Origin of the sequence: Winogradskyella algicola, from assembly GCF_005869935.1 — a bacterium.
Lineage (GTDB): Bacteria > Bacteroidota > Bacteroidia > Flavobacteriales > Flavobacteriaceae > Winogradskyella > Winogradskyella algicola.
The window spans coordinates 106899-128371 of the sequence record NZ_SZQF01000006.1; the positions used below are offsets into that span (position 1 = coordinate 106899).

Consider the following 21473-nt stretch of genomic DNA (forward strand, 5'->3'; position numbering starts at 1 on the left):
TTTGTGAAATATAATCACAGATTATGCTCAAAAAACTATAAAATTCTTACATTTTATGCATTTCGTCGATTTTTTTTGCTTTTAAAAGATTATAGCACTATGTTTGAAGCATAATTTTAGTCCCAAACTAAACTTAACCGCTTATGAAAACTTTTACTATAGCCTTAAAGGGTTGTGTGTTGTTGTCCCTTCTATTGATGTTTAATACTAAAACATCTGCCCAAGACTTTAACGTTCAACATTTACAAGATGATATTGGTAACGCTGGTGGCACTAACACAAGCTTTACATCTGTATCTTCGACTAATAGTGCGTTTGCGTTAGCAAACAACAACAGAAAAGTTAATGCAGGTCCAAACACCTCCGCATCAACATTTAATGCAGACGATCTCTCCGGCGCTAGAGTATTAACCAATGCTAGCACATTAACTTATTACAGACAGGCAGGCTCTGATGCCTCAAATATGAGGTTTAACACATCCATTTGGGAGTACATTGGTGCGCCAGGAGGAAATAATGAAATGATAGTAAGAGGTAGATATGCTATAAATCTAAATGGTACAACTAATAGTGTTACACAAGCCTTGTCTGGTATTAGCGATGCAAACGATTGCATACCATTCATCACTGGAATTGTAACTAATAAAAATTCAGCAGGTGGTGATTCTGGAACCGCTATCGCATACTTAGAAAACGCAACAACACTAAGAGTCCAAAAAGGAACTGATGCCAATGATGTAACTGTTTATATAACAGTTGTCGAGTTTACAGGAAGTAATTGGACTGTTCTACACGGTGACTCAGGTAATACTGGATCCATTACAGGTAATATAACGTTAAGAAGTAACTCAGACGGAACGGGTACAGCATCAAATGTTAGTGCATGGAATGAGGCTGTAATTTTTAGTCACCATCGTGGAGATACTACAGACGGTGCTAATCAAGCATTAGAGGATAACTGGCCATTGATGGATCCGGGAATCAATAATCAAACTGTTGATTGGAATTTCGTAGGCACATATGGAAGTAATGGTACCAATAGACATTTTGTTCATGTTTTAAATAATCCTGATTTGAATGTTAGTAGGTTTCAAAATAGTTCAAGTGCACAAGGAGAAACAACCATTGATATCTCCAGCGCAGGACTAACTGACACCAACCAAGCTTTAATTATCGGTTCTTCTACAACTACTGGTGGTGGAACAGCTTATGCAAGAGGCTGGAGAAATTATTACTTTAACTCATCGACACAAGCTGCACACTGGTCGCACAGAAGTGGAAATACCATGTCTCACGAAATACAAATTGTTGATTTATCAGCTCTTAGTAGCGCAACTTGTGCTACAATAGTTAACACGTTTCCATATTCCGAAGATTTTGAAACTGCAGGAAGTAACTGGGTTAATAGTACTGCGGATGATTTTGATTGGACCAGAGACTCTGGTGGTACACCGTCTTCTGGTACTGGTCCTACATCTGGTAATGGTGATACTTGGTATATATATATTGAAGCATCAAGCCCTAATTTTCCTACACGCATCGCAGATGTGTTTACCCCTTGTTTTGACTTATCGGCATTGACAAACGCAACATTTTCTTACAGTTATCATATGTTTGGTGCTGATGTAGGTACTTTAGATATTGACTTAAGTACAGATAATGGGGCGACATTCCCAATAAATTTAAGAAGTTTTTCTGGTAATTACGGTAATGTATGGAATACAGATTCTATCAATCTTACCCCTTACGTTGGTCAAACCGTAATGCTAAGATTTAGAGGTACTTCAGGATCAACAGGAAATGGTTGGAGTAGCGATATTGCCATAGATAATGTTTCAATAACTTCGGCTGTTTCGGGCCCTGAAATTAATATCCAAGGAAATGGAACTAATATTGTTGATGGAGACACTACACCTTCTTTAATTGATAATACTGATTTTGGTGACGTTGATATAGACGGAAGTGGTGCGTCAAATTCATTTACCATAGAAAATTTAGGTTCAGCTACACTTAATATTACAGGTGCATCACCTTATGTAACTATATCAGGATTAAATGCAGCCGACTTTAATGTATCTACAATACCCAATAACGCTATATTACCGTCTAATTCTACTACTTTTATAATTGACTTCACTCCTGGTGCATTAGGATTGAGAACAGCAACGGTGACCATAACGAGTAATGACGTTGACGAAGGCACGTACACTTTTGATGTTCAAGGAAATGGAATCGTTGTACCAAATCATACCATTTATTATGAACATTTTGATGACTCAGATGGTGGCTGGACAGCCTCAACTGGTTCTACAACAGTATGGAGTCACGGAAATGGTTTAACTTCAGCAAGTGAACTTGGTGAAGGAAACTATTGGTATTCTGACAATTATGCCAATTATGACAACAACATTAATATTACTTTAACTAGCCCTATTTTATCAACTACAGGCTATACCAACCTTGTTTTTAATGCAGATTTGAGATACGATTTTAGTAACGATACTGATGATGGTATGCGTTTAGAATACAGACGCAGAACTCTAGGCGTTTGGTCTTCTTGGTCTGTCGTTGGTTCTTTCGGTGACGGCTCTAATTGGTATGATGGTAATGGCAATGTAAATGCTCTAGGTAGCGGTTCAGATGGTTGGACAGGCAACACCGACACTACCCAAGCAATCCGAAACTATTTCGAAACAGCTTCTGTTACACTACCTATTATTTTAGAAAACTCTGCTGAGATTCAATTTAGATTTGTCATGGCAAGTGATGCAGCTGACACGGATCTTGGAGCAGCAATAGATAATATTATCATCAATGCAGCTTCTATAGTTCCATTTAGTGACCCAACGTATGGACCTGGTTCTATTAATTCTGATCTAAGATTATGGATTAAAGCTACGGAGGGATGGGGTTTACTTAATGATAATGATGATATTATTAATTTACCTGATGCCGCTTTTGATAATGATGCAACTGGTATGGTAGGCAATAGCCCTGCATTTAAAGATAACAGTACCGATAATATCAACTATAACCCAGTAATGGAGTTTGACCGTAGTAATCTAGAATACCTAAGAGGAAAAGGAGGTTATTTCGCCCATGATTATTTTGTTGTAATAAAATCTAATGGAACGATAGATTATACAGGTGCAAACAGGCAAGTACCTATTGCTGGTAGAGTTGCCCCAGTGAGTCCACAAGTAGACGGAACAGGCTTAGGCCTTGGTAATATATCCAGAAGATTTGCTGACGAAGTCGTAGCACATATGAGTAGTTCTGTACCTACAAATCTCTCGGCTACTAACAGCGAATTATCATACGGTAGAGCCTATACAAGTACAACTGATAGTTATGTAGATGAGGTTATTATTTACAATGTAAAAACTAATGCTGCTGGTAATGCTGTAGAAATATTTAAAAATGGTAAACGTATAGACAACACTGCTGGGTTTGCATACGACACAGGTATACCAGGATTTACGGATCAACTTAACCTGCACGAGTATAAGAACCAACAATACTATTTAGGTGTTGGTAGATTTTCTCTTAATGGAAATGTAGATGCTTATGTTGATGGTAGGATAACGGAAATTGTTAGTTATAAGTCTACTAACTCTGATTTAGATAAACAAAAAATTGAATCTTACCTTGCCTTAAAAAACGGAGTAACCTTACATGCCCAAAACAGTACTACAGTAGACAGAGAAAATGATATAGATTACATCGACTCTCAAGGTAATGTCATTTGGGACACAAGTGCCAATACAGGTTACAACTATGATATTGCTGGCATTGGTAGAGATGACGATTCTAACTTTTTACAAAAACAATCTGCTAGTGAAAATAAATTTTCAGATGGAACTGGTTTAACAAGTGGTTTCTTATCCATAGGTTTAACTGATGTTTATGATACAAATAAAGATAACATTGATAACAATGCAACTAATTTCAATGACAGAGAATACCTAGTATGGGGTAATAACAATGCTGATATTAACTCTTCAGCTGCTACGATAACGGTAAATATGAGTGCTGGTATAACTCCGTCTCTAACTACTAATGTAACATTTACAGCCATGCAGCGTGTATGGAAAGTTGTAGAAAGCGGTGGCGATATCCCTACTGCGACGGTAATGCTACCACAAGACGCCATAAGAAATATATCGCCTCCAGGGAATTATTACATGTTTATTTCAAACACAGGTGTTTTTGATCCAACTGCAGACTACCGAGTTATGACATCTGACGGAAGTGGTAACTTAAAGGCTGAATATGATTTTGATGGTACAAAGTATATCACGTTTGGTTATGCACCACAGGTTGAAGTTGTACGTTCTGTCTATTTTGATGGTGCAGTAGATTACATAGATGTTGAGGATAACTTGGATTTAGACCCAACAGGTTTTACAATATCAGCTTGGATAAAGCGTGATGCTGCTGATTCAGGAACTAAATCTATACTTTCAAAGAGAGATTTGGCCTTTACACAAGGGTACGATTTTGAAATATTAGACGATAACAGAATTCAAGTTTATTGGAAGAATGGTTCTAATCAAATAACAATAACAAACACGAGTATCCCAGACGATGAGTGGCACCATGTTGCAGCAATTTACAATGGCACAAGATTATTTATTTATATAGATGGTGTATTAGATATAAGCAGAAACAGGACCGCACCAATAACTACTTCAGACTCATTTCTCATAGCTGCAGCAGGAAAAGGCACAACAACTCAGCATTTCCAAGGAAATATTGACGAAGTGCGTGTATGGAATACAGCATTAACAGAAGACCAATTACGTTTTGTAATGAATCAGGAGATTGAAGATAATGCGGGCCAAGTAATGGGTAGAATATTACCAACCTCTATTACTAAAAACGACATCAATGCTGTTCCGTGGAGTGATTTAGCAGGCTACTATCCAATGTCTGTTTACACCTATACAAACACAGATGATGCTTCAGGAAACGGTAATCAAGGTGCCTTAAGAAACCTTGATACAGTAGACAGACAAACTGCGCCGTTACCATACGAGTCAGCTCAAAATGGTGATTGGGATACTAACGCTACATGGACAAATGGCTCTGTGCAATACATACCAGGCACCGCGTCTATTGTAGATAATAGTATAACAGTTGACTGGAATATTGTTAGAACATCTCACAATGTAACCATGGATAACAGTGCATTACCATCTGGCAATAACGAAAACAGAACAGTCCTCGGACTTTATGTTGATGCTAATGAGTTAACCTTAGATGGTGATAATGCAACTAATGCTGGTAATGGTATTACTGTATCACACTACTTAAGCTTAACAGGTAAGATTGATTTAGAAGGCGATTCACAATTAATTCAGACTGAAGATAGTGACCTATTAGTTGATACTAATGGTGAACTAGAAAAAGATCAGCAAGGTACTGCAGATACATACACGTATAACTACTGGTCTGCACCTGTTGGTGACGTAGATATTGCAACCAACAATTATCGTTATACAGTACAAGATGTAATGTTTGATAATACGAACCCTGTGAACTTTTTAAATTCTGGTTACGATGGCTCAGCTACAAACCCAATAAGCATTGCAGATTATTGGATATGGAAATTTGCTAATCTAACCAGTGACGATTACTCAGCATGGCAACATGTAAGACGCACTGGAAACATCTTACCAGGTGAAGGCTTTACTATGAAAGGTCCAGCAACTGGTGGTATTTTAGATGACCAAAACTATGTATTCTTAGGAAAACCTAATAACGGAGATATTACTCTAACCATTAACAATGGTAATGATTACTTAGTTGGTAACCCGTATGCTTCTGCTTTGGATGCTGATGAATTTATACTAGACAACCCTAATACTACTGGAGCACTTCAGTTCTGGGAACATTGGGGAGGTGGATCTCACGTATTACAACAATACCAAGGTGGCTATGCTATATACAACCTTTCAGGTGGTGTACCAGCACCAGCACCAGACCCAGATGTGGCACAAGTTGGTGTAGGTACTAAAACACCAGGTAGATATGTACCTGTAAGTCAAGGATTCTTTGTAACTGGTATCAGTAACGGAAACATAACCTTTGAAAACGATCAGCGTGCCTTTGTAAAAGAAGGGAGTGCATCGTCCGTTTTTATGAGAACAACAAATTGGTCTAATAATCAAAATAATGAAGCTGAAGATGTAGATAACCGAATGAAATTTAGAATTGGTTATAGAGCTAGTAATACAATGCACTTACAGAGAGAGCTTTTATTAACTATTGACGAAAATACAACCGAAGGTGTAGATTGGGCATACGATGCACATCTAAACGAAGATCAGACAGACGATATGTTCTGGATGATTGGTGATGAAAAGTTCGTTATTCAAGCTAATGATAATGCTAACCTAAATACAGTTTACCCTCTAGGTGTAAAAACTAGTGCTGATGGTATAAGTACATTTGCAATTAATACTCTAGAAAATGTACCAAATGATGTTAACATTTATTTACATGACAAAGCATTAAATCTATTCCACGATTTAAGAATAAGTAATTACGAAATATTCTTAAACGAAGGTGAATACTTAGATCGTTTTGAAATCACATTCAAAATTACTGCAGGTTCGCTTGGAATTGATGATGAAAACTTAAATAGCATAGACGTATTATACTCTAACTACAAAGAGAAAATCGTATTAATAAATCCTAACCTGATAGAAGTAAAATCTATAGAACTATTTAATATGCTCGGACAATCTGTCCACAAATTTGAAAGTATTTCAGAGAGCGGTTACTCTGAATATGAAGTTAAGAATTTAAGTACTGGAACTTATATCATTAAGTTATATACTGTAAGCGGTTCAGTATCGACTAAGAAGGTTTTAGTAAAGTAATTTTTGCCCCAAATCTTAAATCTTAACCACGAAAAAGCCCTGAATACTTCAGGGCTTTTTCATTTCATATACTTATTGTTTATTATTGCAACGACGATAATAGTTCTTCAAACTTTAATTTGCTTTGCTCGCCTGACTTCATGTTTTTAAGGGTATATGTACCAGAATTGAGCTCTTCCTCTCCCACTAAAACTACGTAAGGTATATTGCGACGATTAGCGTGCGTCATTTGCTTTTTCATTTTAGCACTATCTGGATATAACTCTGCTTTTACACCATGTTGTCGTAATTTTGTCACAGCCTGTAAACAAGCCATAGCCTCTTTGTCACCAAAATTGATAAATAGCACTTTAGTTGCATCTGCAATAGTTTCTGGGAACAAATTCAATTCTTCTAAAACCAAATAAATTCGATCCAGTCCAAAACTAATACCTACTCCACTTGTATCTGGTTTCCCAAAGATGCTGGTTAAATCATCATAACGACCACCACCACCAATTGAGCCCATTTTTACACCTTCTGGTGCTGCCACTTCAAAAATTGCACCTGTGTAATAATTAAGTCCTCTTGCTAAGGTAACATCTAATTGAAGTTTGGCTGTTTTTAATCCTAATTTAGAAATTGAAGCATCAATAAACTCTAATTCTTCAATACCTTTTATTCCAACTTCAGAGGTGTTTAAAATAGATTTTAAGCTTTCTACTTGCATACCAAACTCACCTTGTAAAGAAAATAAAGGTTGAAGTTTAGAAATACCGTCTTCTGAAATGCCTTTGCTACGCATTTCTTCTTTTACCTTCTCCTCTCCTATTTTATCGAGCTTATCTAGAGCAACTGTAAAATCTATTAACTTGTCTTGTGCTCCAATAACTTCTGCAATACCAGATAAAATCTTGCGATTGTTTATTTTTATAGTAACACCTTTTAAATCTAAAGCCGTAAAAACAGCATCATAAAGTTGCACAAACTCAACCTCTTGAAACAAAGATTTAGAACCCACTACATCAGCATCACATTGGTAAAACTCTCTAAAACGCCCTTTTTGCGGACGATCTGCACGCCAAACAGGCTGTATTTGGTAGCGTTTAAACGGAAACTCAATCTCATTTTGGTGTTGCACAACGTAACGTGCAAAAGGCACTGTAAGATCGTAACGAAGGGCTTTTTCTGAGATATGCTTCGTTACAAAACTTGTTTCTAAATTATAAAAAGAGCTCAAATCACCAGATACAGTTTGCGATAAGTCAGAAACAACCCCCTTAAACTTTTCAAAATAATCCCCACTATTCAAAATCTTAAAAATCAACCGATCTCCTTCATCACCATATTTTCCCATTAAAGTATCAGAGTTTTCAAAACTTGGTGTTTCAATAGGTTGAAATCCGTATAACTCAAATTGTTCTTTTATAATATTCATTATATAAGAACGTTTTGCAACCTCTACTGCGTTAAAATCTCTGGTACCTTTAGGAATACTTGGTTTTTGTGCCATAACATTTCCTGCAAAAGCAGGAATCTCTTTTAGTGAAACTTCATATTTAAGTCACAAAAATATTATAATTTTTAGAGGCAAACCCAAGTAATTTTAAATTTATGGTAACTTTATAGTGTTTGAGACGTCTTATGGTTTTAAACAACCCAACTAACTTTAAACACAACTATGTTTTCATTAGCTAGAGAGAATGTAAAAATTGCTTTTGGTTCTATTAAAAGCCAGCTACTACGTACCATTTTAACGGTTTTAATCATTGCTATCGGTATTATGGCACTAGTCGGTATTCTAAGCGGTGTATCGGCTTTAGAGAATACCATTTCTAGTAATTTTTCGTCAATGGGTGCCAATACCTTTAATTTTCAACGTTACGAGTTTAGAGCACAACGCCAAAGTAGTAGAGAGCGCCAAAAGGTTAATCCTGTAATAAGTTACAGAAACGTAAAAGATTTTATTGATAATTACGATTACCCATATACTAAAGTTGCAGTATCGTTTTATGGTTCTGCAACATCTGAAGTGAAATATGAGAATGAAAAAACAGATCCCGAAGTTGCAGTTATTGGTTCTAACGAACATTTTATTGAAAACTCTGGCTTAGAAATAGAAAATGGTCGCTCACTTAATTTTGCCGACGTAGAAAATAATAATGCCGTTTGCGTTATTGGTAGCGATTTACAGAAAGCGCTATTTCCTGATGAAAACCCAATTGATAAAACGATAAGTGTTAGAGGTTCTAAATTTAAAGTTATTGGTGTTTTAAAAGAAAAAGGCTCAACGTTTGGTAATAATCAGGATTTGAGAGTGATTATGCCTATTCAAAAAGCGCGATCTATCTTCACCAATCCAAACATTAATTTTACGCTTAGCGTTAAAGTGGATAAAACTGATATGCTAGAAGGTGCGCAAGATGATGCGATTATTACCTTTAGAAATGTGCGTGGACTCAACCCAGTAGAAGAAAATAATTTTGGTATTGAGCGAAGTGAAGATCTTATAAATCGTGTAGCAGACAATACAAACACCTTATATATTGCTGCTTGGGTAATTAGTATTATTACCATTTTTGGCTCTACAATAGCATTAATGAATATTATGCTGGTTTCTGTTAGTGAACGTACTAGAGAAATTGGTGTGCGTAAAGCCCTAGGCGCTAAACGAAGAACAATAGCGTTTCAGTTTTTTATGGAAACCATTATTATAGGTCAGCTTGGTGGAATTTTAGGAATTATTCTAGGCATCTTGATTGGTTGGGGAGTTGCCGCAGGTTTTGAACTCGAATTCTCCACACCTTGGGTAGCGATGATTTGGGCCACCAGTATAGCATTTATTGTGGCTATTATTTCAGGATTATATCCAGCCACAAAAGCTGCTAGTTTAGATCCTATTGAGTCACTTAGATATGAATAAAATTCCTGCGAAAGCAGGAATCTCATTGCTTAGATAAAAGCTCCTAGTGTCACGCTGAACTTGTTTCAGCGTCTCAATAAAACCTTTCTTTGATGAAAATCAAGATTCTGAAACTAGTTCAGAATGACAGTACTCTAGCTCTTTATCAACTTTTCAAAATACTGAAACAACTTACCTTTGGTAATATTAGCACCTTGTTGAATTAGCTTAAAAATATCCTGATGCTTATCATCAGAGTAATCTTTCTTTGCGTTGAAAAACTCAATATCATCAGATAATAAGTTATCTCTTAACCACTGAAATCCTTCTTTTGTTGTTAAATCAGTCTTATCCTCCTTTAATTTAAGTGCTATTAAGTGCATATCCTTTTCTCTACACTTAAAAAGGTGAATCTGATTTGGCGAAATATGCTCCAAGTATTCTACTTTACTCAACACACCATACCAAACTAGGTCGCTAAACACATCTAACTCCTGCTCTGCAGCTTCTGGCTTATTTTTCTTAATGTCTTCCCACTCATCAGCAGTTATAGATTGTGTTGCCAAGAAATTAATAAATTCCTGGTGTAATTCTTCAAACTGCTCTTTTGTTAATCGTGTATATTTCATCTTATTGTCATTCTGAACTTGTTTCAGAATCTAAAAATTAATTTATTGCTCTAAATGCTTCAAAAGGTCTATCCGTTGCTAAAATATCAACTCCTAGATTTTTCCATCGTAGATATAATTCATCGCCTCTTGCTTCTGCTTGTTTGTCCAAGTTGCCCAATGTTCCTAAAATACAAACAATGTCTTTATCATGTAAATGTTTGTATAAACTCTTATTTGATAATCTTGTTCCTGTAAAGGCTAGCATATTTTCTGTTGGTATTTCTGTTTTTAGTAATCTATCAAACTCTTTATGATTTCTTGCTGAAACCGAAAGCAAAACATCTGGTGCTAATGCATAAGCAGATTGAGCTTGCTCAACATCATAAGTTATAATGATGCTTATGTCTTTTGCATCTGCTGCGTCTATAGCATTTATAACATCTTTTTGGCTAACGCTTCTTTTAATATCAATTGTTAAAATAACATTGTTTGCCTTACTCCATTCTAAAACTTCAGAAAACAGTGGAATCTTAAAATCGGTTTGATTTCCAAAGTCATCTATTAAATTAAAATTCTTTATTTGGTTATAGGTTAGGTTTTTGACTAATCCTGTTCCGTTGGCGGTTCTGTCAATGGAATTATCGTGCATTAAAATTAACTTCTTATCCTTTGTTTGAGCCACATCTACTTCAAAGATGGCTTTTATGCTATCATTGACAAATTTTAGGGTTTCAAGACAATTTTCAGGATAACCTTTTATGCCTTTTCCACCTCGATGCACACTTATGTTTGGATAATCGGACCGTGAAGGTTTAAATAGCTCAATAAGTTTCGATTTTTGTGCTTGCTCTAATTCCCCTTCTGGTTTAGAATTCTTACAAGCCACAAATCCTATGACAAGTATAGAAAGTAAAAATCTTTTCATGAATGTAATTGAATAAAAAAACCGCTTAGAATACTAAACGGTTTTTATTAATATTTAATTTGAAGCTTGTTATGCCTCAGCAACAACTTCGAAAGTAAAATCAACATTTACAGATCTATGTAAACGTATTACCGCTTCATACTGACCTAAACGTTTAATATTACCACCATTGATAGAAATATATTTTTTATCAACTTCGTGACCTTCGTTTCTTAATGCCTCAGCTAAATCCATATTAGTTATAGAACCAAATAGTTTATCGCCAGCTGTTGCACCTGTACCTGCTTTCGCAGTAATTTTAATATCTAATGCCTTTAAAGCTTCTGCTGTTTTTTCTGCTTCAGCTATAATAGATTTTTCTTTGTAAGCACGTTGCTTTAAAGTTTCAGCTAATACTTTTTTAGCTGATGGTGTAGCCATTACAGCATGTCCCTGAGGAATTAAAAAGTTTCTACCATAACCGTTCTTAACTGTTACAATATCGTCTTTAAATCCTAAATTCTCAACGTCTTGTTTTAATATAAGTTCCATTGTTATGATATTTTATTTTAATAAATCAGCAACATATGGCATTAAAGCTAAGTGTCTAGCTCTCTTTACTGCCACAGATACTTTTCTTTGGTATTTTAAAGAAGTTCCTGTTAAACGTCTTGGTAACAATTTACCTTGCTCGTTTACAAAGCTTAATAAGAAATCTGGATCTTTATAGTCGATGTACTTGATACCAGATTTTTTAAAACGACAATACTTCTTCGTTTTTTGTGTCTCTATATTTAATGGTGTAAGATATCTAATCTCACCATCTTTTTTTCCTTTTGCTTGTTGTTCTATTGATGACATAATTAAGCTTTTTGTTTGTTTCTTTGTCTTCTCTTCTCAGCCCAAGCAATAGCATGCTTGTCTAATTTTACAGTTAAATAACGCATAAAACGCTCATCACGTCTAAACTCTAACTCTAAAGTTTCAATAACTTCACCAGCTACTTGATACTCAAATAAGTGATAAAAACCACTTTTTTTGTTTTGGATTGGGTAAGCCAACTTTTTTAAGCCCCAATCTTCTTTGGCTATCATCTTTGCACCTTTAGAAACAAGAAAATCCTCATATTTCTTAACTGTCTCCTTTATCTGGTCTTCAGATAAAACGGGATTCAAGATGAAAACAGTTTCATAATGATTCATAATAATTATATTTGTTTATTGTTAAAACGGCTGCAAAAATACACATTATTTCTAATTCTGGCAACGTTTTTTAATGTAAGTTTTAAACATTTCCCACACTAAAGATTGTGTTAAATTTTACAGTTTGTCGGTAAAATTTGTTTTTTAACCGAAATTATTGTACTATTGTCGATATCTTAACCTAATAAATTATTAATGTTATGACTTTAAACTGTGTAGTTGTTGATGATTCTGCGATTCAGCGCCTCTCTATAGTAAAGTTAATCGAGAATCATTCCTCGCTTAACCTTATTGCAGAGTACAGCAGTGCGTTAGAAACAAAAAACGGTCTTAATACTCATAAAGTAGATCTTATCTTTTTAGATATAGAGATGCCTGTATTAAACGGTTTTGAACTCTTAGATGTACTCAACAACAAACCCCAAATTATTTTTGTTACAGGTAAAACCGAATATGCTTTTAAAGCATTTAATTACGACGCTACCGACTATCTTCAAAAACCAATCACAAAAGAACGTTTTAACACTGCCGTAGAAAAAGCTATTGAGCAGCATAAGTTAAAATTAGACTTTAACGAAACTGATGGCGAGCACATTTTTGTGAAGAGTAACCTTAAAAAACGTAAAGTTTATATTAAGGATATTAAATGGATTGAAGCTTTAGGCGATTATGTAAAAGTTGTAACAGAAGAAAACAGCCTTGTAGTACTATCTACAATGAAAGCTTTTGAAAAGGAGCTACCTGAAGGAAAATTTTTGAGAATCCACAAATCTTATATTGTGAATTTAGATAAAATTGATCGCTTTAACAGTAAGAATGTTGAAGTAGGTGCTTATGAGATTCCTTTGAGTCGAAATAAGAAAACACAATTAGTAGATGCTTTGAATAATATGTAGAATGACTACCATTTTCAGAATATCTCAATAATACACATTGAAATAAAAAATCCCAGCAGTAATGTTGGGATTTTTTTGTTTAAACGGTTGTATATTTTGACGTCAGTTCGAGTGATTTTGAGGAACAAAAAATTGTATCGAGAACTTTTTGATTGATAAAATTCTAATTCTCGATACAAATTTTTCTCATTTCAATCGAAAAATCCACTCGAACTGACGAATTTCACCAAAATTTTCTATGGTTTGTTTTTAATAATTATCTACATTAATAACTACTCTCACAGACCTAAAATCCTTAACTGCATTAAAACTGTTATCTATTTTCATAATAGCTTCTTTGGTTTTAGAAAGTGATTGATTTTGCGGAATCTTAATTAAGATGTTTTTATTAAACAAATTCCGTATTCTGGAAATTGGCGGAAATTCTGGCCCTAAAACATTTGCTTTAAACACCTGCCTTAAAGACTTAGCATACCAATCTGCTGCTAGATTAACTCTGTTGTAATCCTTATGCCTTAACGTAATTTTAATTAAACGATAGATTGGTGGATATTTAAAATTGTACCGATCATTCATCTGCTCTGCAAACATATCTTTATAAGCGTTTGTAGACACTTGCTGTAAAATATTATGATGCGGATTATAAGTCTGAATTAGCACTTTTCCTCTTATATCTGTCCGGCCAGCTCTTCCTGCTACCTGTGTCATTAACTGATAGCTACGTTCGTGTGCTCTAAAATCTGGGAAGTTTAGCAAATTATCAGCATTCATGATGCCAACCAATTTTACATGTCTAAAATCTAAACCCTTAGTAAGCATTTGTGTACCAACTAAAATATCAATTACACGCTGTTCAAACTTAGAAATGATTTTTTCAAAACCATGCTTTCCTCGTGTAGTATCTAAGTCCATACGCGCAACTTTCTTATCTGGGAAAAGCACTTTTACTTCTTCTTCGATCTGCTCAGTACCAAAACCTTTAGTATCTAAAGTAGCATTACCACAAGCTTGACAGGTTTTTGGCATAACCGTATGGTAACCGCAATAATGGCAACGCAACTGATCTCTGTATTGATGGTATGTCAAACTTACATCACAATTTGGGCATTGTGGTGAGTTACCACAAGTTGCACACTCTACTATTGGCGAAAACCCTCTTCTATTTTGAAATAATATTATTTGAAAACCTTCATCTAATGTCTCGGCCATTTCTTCAATTAAACGATCTGAAAAATGACCTTTCATACGTTTCCGTTTGTACTTATCTGCTAAATCTACCAGCTCTATATCTGGCATTAGTACATTATTGAAACGTGTTTTTAATTCTATAAATCCGTATTTACCTTGATTGGCATTAAAATAACTTTCTAAACTTGGTGTTGCTGAGCCTAAAAGTGTTTGGGCCTTATGTAAGTTAGCCAAGACTATAGCAGCATCTCTGGCATGATATCGTGGTGCAGGGTCAAATTGTTTGTACGATTGTTCGTGCTCTTCATCTACAATTATTAGTCCTAAGTTAGAAAACGGTAATAACAAAGCAGAACGTGCACCTATGACCAATTGTGCTTTTTCTAAATTGTTTTTAAGATTCTGCCACACTTCAACACGTTCATTACCTGAATATCTACTATGAAAAACCGCAACTTTTTCACCAAAATAATCCTGAAGACGTTGCACCAATTGCGTTGTTAAAGCTATTTCAGGCAATAAGTATAATACTTGCTTACCCAAATTTAGCTGTTCTTCTATGAGCTTTACATAAATTTCCGTTTTACCAGATGATGTTACACCATGTAAAAGTGTTACTGGTTTGGTCTCAAAAGCAACTTTAATGCTCTCAAGTGCTTCGGTTTGAGCGTCACTCAATTGCTTGGTTTGCTCATCACCTTCACCCTGAAACTGCACTCTATCGGTTTGAATGTAGTATTCTTCTAAAATAGACTTATCAATCAGTGCTTTAATAATAGCTAATGATGCTCCACTTCGCTCGCTTAATTCTGAAACTTTTATTGGTTTTTGTTCTGAAGCCTCGATTGTAAACAAGGTTAAAATAACCTCGCGTTGTTTTGGTGCTCGACTCAAAATTTCTAAAAGCTCTTGAAGTTTTTCTTCAGATTTATGCGATTCATGAAGCTTTACATATCGTACTAATTTTGGTTTGTACTTTTCATAAAGTTCTTCTTGCAACTGCAATACGCCTTTTTCTACCAAACTATTCACAACCGGAAGAATTCGTTTTTTATCTAAAATAGAAACCACATCTTCAATCTTTAAGGACGATTGATACTGCAAGGCTTCGTAGATTAAAAACTCATCATCTTTTAGAGTCGCTTCAGAGATGTCTGCATTTTCATTTTTAACAAGAATCGTTTCGCTTTCTATGATAAACGCATTGGGCATTGCTGCTCGCATTACCTCACCAAGACTGCACATATAATATTTAGCAATCCACTCCCAATGTTTTAATTGTAATTCAGTCACAACAGGCGCTTCATCTAAAATTTGATGAATGGTTTTTGCCTCATATGCTGTAGGTGCATTATTATGAACTTTATAAGCTAAAGCTGTGTATATTTTACTTTTACCAAAGGGTACAGCGACTCGCATACCTTGCTTTATAAATTGAGCTTCTGCTTCTGTAATGTGATAGGTAAACGCTTTTTGAAGCGGAATTGGCAATATGACGTCGAGGAAGTAAATAGTGGCTAGTAATTAGTCATTTAGTGTTGTACAAAAATACAATTGATTATTGAATCTTATTGATTACCTTTTGCGGAATACTACTTAATCTACAACTCGTTTCCAATACTGCGTTTTATAAAGAAATGCAATGTAGCCTCTTACTTGTAAAGTATCCGTGTCTTCTTCTAACTTTAATCTACATTTGTACACTTTTCCGTTTTCAGGATTTAGAATTGTACCACCTTCATAAATATCGTCATCTTTTTCAAGACCGTTTATAATTTCTAATCCCAAAATCGGTTGATTTTTGTTTTCACCATCGCATTTTTTACAAATCGCATCTCTATTTTTAGTAAGAATGTCTACTATTTTCCCATAAATCTTACCTTCTTTCTCATAAATCTCTACAATGGATTTAGGCTCACCAGTTTCATCATCAATTGTTTTCCACTTTCCCAAAATGTCTTGCGCATTTAATTGCAGATTAGCCAGAATTAATATTAAAAGTAATAAGTTATTTCTCATACGTGTTTATTTTTCTTAAACGTCTTAAAGATGCATTTAACTCATAACCTAAAAGCAAAATATTAGCATTTAGCCATAAGTATAACAACAAGATTAAAAGCGCGCCAATGGATCCATACAATTTATTGTATTGTGAAAAATTATCAATATAAATACCAAAGAGATACGAGGTGAGAATAATAAGTAACGTAGTTAGTAATGCACCTATAGAAAAAAATCTAGTATGTCTTCCTTCCTTAGTACCAAAGTAATACAAGGTCGCTGTGGCTAGATAGACCATGAGTATAAAAAAAAGGTACTTCACAACAGCAATCCACTGCTCTGCTGTTGCTTTTTCGGTTTCTAAAGCATCATTTAATGGTGTTATAATATAGATTTCTGTATACCCAAAGAAAGCTACAGTTAAAAGCACTAAAACTGCCAAAATAAGTGCTACACCAAGCGCGTACATGTATTGTTGAAATACATTACGTGTTAACTGCTCATGGTATGAGTTTTCAAAACCAGAAAACACAGCATTTACACCATTTGCCATTAATAACATCGATAACAAAAAAACCGAAGACAACAATCCTGCTCCTGAGCCGCCACTTATATTTTCAAAAATATTTGCAAAGAAAAACTCTGAGGTTTGTGGTGGTAAAAAATCGTTTAGAAAACGCTCAAATTCTACCTGAAAACCGTCTATAGGTATATAAGGCATCAAAATAATTACAAACAGTAAAAACGGAAATATTGCAGTAAAAAAGCTAAAAGCAATGGCACTAGCTCTTGTCGTAAGCGCACCTTTTACAATACCCATTACATAGAGTTCTAACAAGTCGTAGATAGATAAACCTTCAAAACCTGGTAATCGAATTTGCTTAAAAAAGCGAACCACTATATTAATTACAGGTATTTTATCAAGTTTATCTTCTATGTGTTTTGTCATTCAACTTTAGATGTTTAGACTACTTAGACGGTTAGATTGTTAGGCTTTTCGTTTTTCTAGATAGCTTTTAAACTTAAATCCATATTATATACGGAATGTGTTAGTGCACCAGAGGAAATAAAATCTACACCACATTCAGCATACTGCCTTACCGTTTTTTCGTTAATACCTCCTGAGGATTCTGTAAGACATTGGTCACCTATAAGTTTTACTGCTTTTCTAGTGTCTTCATAATTAAAATTATCGATAAGAATACGATACACACCACCACATTCTAATATTTCTTTAATTTCTTCAAGATTACGTGCTTCAACAATAATTTTTAAATCTCTATTGGTATCTTTTAAGTATTGCTTGGTTAAGTTAATAGCTTTTGTTACTCCACCTGCAAAATCTATATGATTGTCTTTTAACATAATCATATCATATAACGCAAATCTGTGATTTTCTCCACCTCCAATTTTTACAGCCCATTTTTCAAGTGCTCTAATACCTGGAGTTGTTTTTCGGGTATCTAAAATTTTGGTTCCTGTACCTTCTAACAAATCCACAAACTTTCTGGTTTTAGTTGCTATAGCGCTCATACGCTGCATAGCATTTAGCACCAGACGCTCAGCCTTAAGAATAGACTGCGAAGATCCTTCTACATAAAACGCAATATCTCCATACTTCACTTTACTCCCATCTTCAATAATTGTCTCAATTTTCATGTCTTTATCCACGTAAGCAAAGACTTGTTTAGCAAATTCAATACCAGCAATAATACCGTTATCTTTTACTAAAAGTTTAGCCTTTCCAGTAGCTGAAGCTGGTATGCAAGCCAAAGAACTATGATCGCCATCTCCTACATCTTCTCTAATGGCATTGGCTATAATTAAATCTATTTCAGTTTGGAATTGTTCTTTTGAAATCATGAGATGTTTTATTTAGTGTAAAAATAGGAATTGAAATTTGAAAAGTTTAATAAATCTTACGTCAGTTCGAATGAATTTATGAGCAAAACGAATAAATTTGTACTTCGGCAAGCTCAGTAGAACTATCGAGAACCAGCTCACAAGACTTGTCGATACAATTCCAATTTCGACAGCAATCCAAATGAAATCACTCGAAGTGACAAAAGCATATGAATATTAAACTCTTCGCCATAGGCAAAACGGATAATAAAAATCTTCAGACATTAATTGAAGATTACAAAAAACGACTGAGCCATTACATTAAATTTGAATTTGAGATTATACCAGATCTTAAAAAAGTGAAGCATCTTTCTGAAGAAATGCAAAAAGAAAAGGAAGGGGAATTAATTTTAGCTAAAACTCAAAACTCAGATGTGCTAATTTTATTGGATGAAAATGGAAAACAAATGGATTCTGTAGCGTTTTCTAACTACTTGCAAAAACACATGAATTCAGGAATAAAAACTTTAATTTTTGTTATTGGAGGCCCTTATGGATTTTCTGAAGCGGTTTATAAAAGAGCTAATGGAAAAATAGGATTGTCTAAAATGACATTTTCGCATCAAATGGTTCGCTTATTTTTTATAGAACAATTATACAGAGGGTTTACAATTTTAAAGAACGAACCATATCATCATAGATAACCAACCGAGTAAACCCTCTGTTATAATTAAACGTCGAAACGTTTTATTTCAAATTTAGTGTGTTTTAAATACTTCTTTTCTCTTTTTTAACTGTCGCGTTAAATCGTTTATAGTTTCATTTACAGCCAACTCATAAGAAGCCTCATTTGAGGTTGCAAAAATACGTGGACCAGGAAGACTCAATTCTATATTACAAATTTTACCTGCTTCGTGGTCTTTGTCATCATGTTTAATGTAAACCTGAGCTGAAATTAAGAACTCAAATTTATCTGCTAATTTTTCTAACTTTTCTGTTGTAAACGCTGATAATGTATCACTTACGTCTGTGTTTACATATTGAAAATTTACCGTCATAATATTACTTGTTTTAATTAATAATTCCTTTATCTAATATACGACAATTTACAGGAGGTATAACTGATAATTGTCATAAATAATCTTTAATGTAAACACAAATTGAACATTAAATTTAAAGCTAAATAGTACTGCCTACATCAAAGAATATTACTCAAATACAACATCGTCTATATAAATTTTATGTGGCAGTCCTACTCCACCTGAAAAAACTACAAGACCAGATCGAATACAAGACAAGTCCAATCTTTTAGTCTTAATGGTATACTTTTTCCATTGATTGGTTAATCTAATTTCAACAGACTTTTTAGCGGTATCGTAATATGGTTTATCATCATCAATAAGTCCAAAACCGATAGTAGCCATAACATTGGTACTTGTTGCCTTAGCCCAAAAACTAAAAGTTTTGGCACCAGAAATATCATAACCGCCTAGAATTTCTCCCCAATCATTAGCAGGATCTACCATAGCAACACCATACCAATCGTATCCAACATTGTAACTTATTTCTATAGCTGTTTTACCTGAGTGCACATTTTCTGTATGATTAAGATCTACCGCTATAGCTCTGTAATTTCCCATGTAACCAGACGGAAAATAAGGCACATCCGAATTATCTTTATAAACATAAAATGGCAGCTCTACTTTTGGCACCTTAAATTTTCGTTCAGCAGCTATTTTGTCCTTAACTTTTATTGATGTAGAAGCGATACCTATATTACCAAAAGCATCTTTAGCATAGACATAGACTTTGATAGCTCCATCTTCATTAGGTAATTGAATTTCAAAACCTTGTTCTAAATTCCCTCTGAATTTTAGTGGAAGAATTTGGTTTCTTCGCCTTCTACTACCTTCACGTTGATTATAATGAAAACTAATATCTAAAACTTCATTTTCAATATCTTCAATTTGTAGGTCTACTGGTATCCAAGTTTCGCTGTTATACTCAGCATCTGGTAATTTAAATTCAGCTATTCTAGGTACATAGTTATTAGGTTTGTTTCCTGTAAAAGCTTCTCTAATTGCCCAATATTGTGGTCTTAGTGAATTATTAAAATGTGTCATTAACCAAACTCCACCAAAATCTTTCCCATTGCTGTAATGAAACACATACACGCCCAAACAGGATGGCTTATTTACAATCCAATTTTTATAACCTTCAGTAATGGCATTATACTTTTCCGTATCTGATGGTTCTATTTTTACACCATTCTTATCGGTTTGAGCATCCCATTCTCCCGTTACACCAAACTCTGTTACTATATAAGGTTTGTCAATATTTCGTTTATTTAATTCTTGTTGAAGTAAACCTGCTCCAGGACCATAACTATTAAGTCCGTAAATATCTATTGATGGTACGTAGTTTTCCCACCAATCTAATCCAAACGTCCAAGCCTCAACAGAAGTTATTGGATGGTTGGTATCTATTTTTTTTATGCTACTACAAACGCGCTCCAAAAACTTTGAATACTCTAGCTTTTCCTCATCAGTGGCCATGTTTAAATAGACTTCATTAGCAACTCCCCAAGTTAAAACAGCAGGATGATTCTTGTAGGTTTCAACCGTTTTAATAGCATTTTTATACATCGCTTCCATGCCTTCTGTATCGCTGAGATAATCAAAGCGATCATCGTCTTCCATGCCTGGCCTTCCATGGCGCATCCATATACCAACCATAACTTTAATATCATACTTTTCGGCAGCATCTAAGAGTTGTGGAGTGTTTTTACCTGTAGCCCAAGTTCTTATGGTATTAACACCCAAAAACTTTAAATCCTTAAAATAGGTGTCGTAGTTTTCCACATCGTTATCATAGCCAAACGTAGCGCCTTTGATTTCAAAAGGTTTGCCATCAACTTCTAATGTCCAAACGGAATCTACTTTCTTTACAACCGTTTGACCGTGAACGCATAACGAAAAAATATAAACCAAAAAAAGTAATCTCATAATTTCAATAATATAATTATAAAGTTAGGTTTTTTTAAAAGCAATAGAGATATTCC

At 34.6% G+C, this 21473-nt stretch carries 16 protein-coding genes; 4 read left to right on the top strand and 12 right to left on the bottom strand.

Translation table 11 applies throughout. From position 1 onward, the window contains the following. Positions 1–143: 143 nt before the first annotated feature. Positions 144–6887: a LamG-like jellyroll fold domain-containing protein gene (locus tag FC091_RS10510; RefSeq protein ID WP_138434232.1), complete on the top strand. Its 6744-nt coding sequence runs from the start codon at positions 144–146 to the stop codon at positions 6885–6887. A gap of 82 nt (positions 6888–6969) precedes the next feature. Here the strand turns inward: FC091_RS10510 and hisS are convergent, their stop codons facing one another. After that, the gene (gene hisS / locus FC091_RS10515) at positions 6970–8379 is read right to left on the bottom strand and encodes a histidine--tRNA ligase (RefSeq protein WP_138434233.1); all 1410 of its coding nucleotides are present in this window, start codon (positions 8377–8379) and stop codon (positions 6970–6972) included. 168 nt (positions 8380–8547) lie between these two features. Here hisS and FC091_RS10520 point away from each other — a divergent pair, with 168 nt between their 5' ends. Next, positions 8548–9789, top strand: coding sequence for an ABC transporter permease (locus FC091_RS10520; protein ID WP_138434234.1), 1242 nt, complete (start codon positions 8548–8550; stop codon positions 9787–9789). Positions 9790–9923: 134 nt separating this feature from the next. Here FC091_RS10520 and FC091_RS10525 read toward each other — a convergent pair whose 3' ends face one another. The 5 genes from FC091_RS10525 to rpsF form a co-directional block, all read right to left on the bottom strand. Then, a complete protein-coding gene (locus FC091_RS10525; RefSeq protein WP_138434235.1) occupies positions 9924–10397 on the bottom strand; it encodes a DUF6495 family protein in 474 nt (157 codons plus the stop codon). Positions 10398–10434: 37 nt separating this feature from the next. Beyond that, on the bottom strand, positions 10435–11304 hold the full coding sequence (locus FC091_RS10530) for a glycerophosphodiester phosphodiesterase family protein (RefSeq protein ID WP_138434236.1): 870 nt from the start codon (positions 11302–11304) through the stop codon (positions 10435–10437). A gap of 69 nt (positions 11305–11373) precedes the next feature. Continuing rightward, positions 11374–11835 (bottom strand): 50S ribosomal protein L9, encoded by a 462-nt coding sequence (gene rplI, locus FC091_RS10535; protein ID WP_138434237.1) that lies wholly within the window; start codon positions 11833–11835, stop codon positions 11374–11376. 12 nt (positions 11836–11847) lie between these two features. After that, complete coding sequence (gene rpsR / locus FC091_RS10540; protein WP_171032511.1) at positions 11848–12147, bottom strand: 30S ribosomal protein S18; 300 nt, start codon at positions 12145–12147, stop codon at positions 11848–11850. Next, positions 12147–12485: a 30S ribosomal protein S6 gene (gene rpsF, locus FC091_RS10545; RefSeq protein ID WP_138434238.1), complete on the bottom strand. Its 339-nt coding sequence runs from the start codon at positions 12483–12485 to the stop codon at positions 12147–12149. The genes rpsR and rpsF overlap by 1 nt, the downstream gene beginning before the upstream one ends. Positions 12486–12685: 200 nt before the next feature. Here rpsF and FC091_RS10550 point away from each other — a divergent pair, with 200 nt between their 5' ends. Next, positions 12686–13381: a LytR/AlgR family response regulator transcription factor gene (locus tag FC091_RS10550; protein ID WP_076620930.1), complete on the top strand. Its 696-nt coding sequence runs from the start codon at positions 12686–12688 to the stop codon at positions 13379–13381. Between the two features lie 249 nt (positions 13382–13630). On the opposite strand, the gene priA is transcribed toward FC091_RS10550, so the two are convergent. The 4 genes from priA to nadC all read right to left on the bottom strand — a co-directional run bounded on the left by priA (position 13631) and on the right by nadC (position 18433). Further along, entirely contained in the window at positions 13631–16060 is a 2430-nt protein-coding gene (priA, locus tag FC091_RS10555) for a replication restart helicase PriA (RefSeq protein ID WP_246035878.1), read from the bottom strand. 105 nt (positions 16061–16165) lie between these two features. Further along, a complete protein-coding gene (locus FC091_RS10560; RefSeq protein WP_138434240.1) occupies positions 16166–16588 on the bottom strand; it encodes a DUF2147 domain-containing protein in 423 nt (140 codons plus the stop codon). After that, on the bottom strand, positions 16578–17519 hold the full coding sequence (locus tag FC091_RS10565; RefSeq protein ID WP_138434241.1) for a YihY/virulence factor BrkB family protein: 942 nt from the start codon (positions 17517–17519) through the stop codon (positions 16578–16580). Before FC091_RS10565 ends, FC091_RS10560 begins: the two co-directional genes overlap by 11 nt. Before the next feature lie 56 nt (positions 17520–17575). Further along, positions 17576–18433, bottom strand: a complete 858-nt coding sequence (gene nadC, locus FC091_RS10570) for a carboxylating nicotinate-nucleotide diphosphorylase (RefSeq protein ID WP_138434242.1) — start codon at positions 18431–18433, stop codon at positions 17576–17578. A 209-nt stretch (positions 18434–18642) separates the two neighbouring features. On the opposite strand from nadC, the gene rlmH reads away from it, so the two are divergent. Beyond that, positions 18643–19116, top strand: a complete 474-nt coding sequence (gene rlmH, locus FC091_RS10575; RefSeq protein WP_138434243.1) for a 23S rRNA (pseudouridine(1915)-N(3))-methyltransferase RlmH — start codon at positions 18643–18645, stop codon at positions 19114–19116. Positions 19117–19170: 54 nt separating this feature from the next. Here the strand turns inward: rlmH and hpf are convergent, their stop codons facing one another. Further along, on the bottom strand, positions 19171–19470 hold the full coding sequence (hpf, locus tag FC091_RS10580; protein WP_138434244.1) for a ribosome hibernation-promoting factor, HPF/YfiA family: 300 nt from the start codon (positions 19468–19470) through the stop codon (positions 19171–19173). Positions 19471–19620: 150 nt separating this feature from the next. After that, the gene (locus FC091_RS10585) at positions 19621–21417 is read right to left on the bottom strand and encodes a glycoside hydrolase family 2 TIM barrel-domain containing protein (protein WP_138434245.1); all 1797 of its coding nucleotides are present in this window, start codon (positions 21415–21417) and stop codon (positions 19621–19623) included. Positions 21418–21473 lie beyond the last annotated feature (56 nt).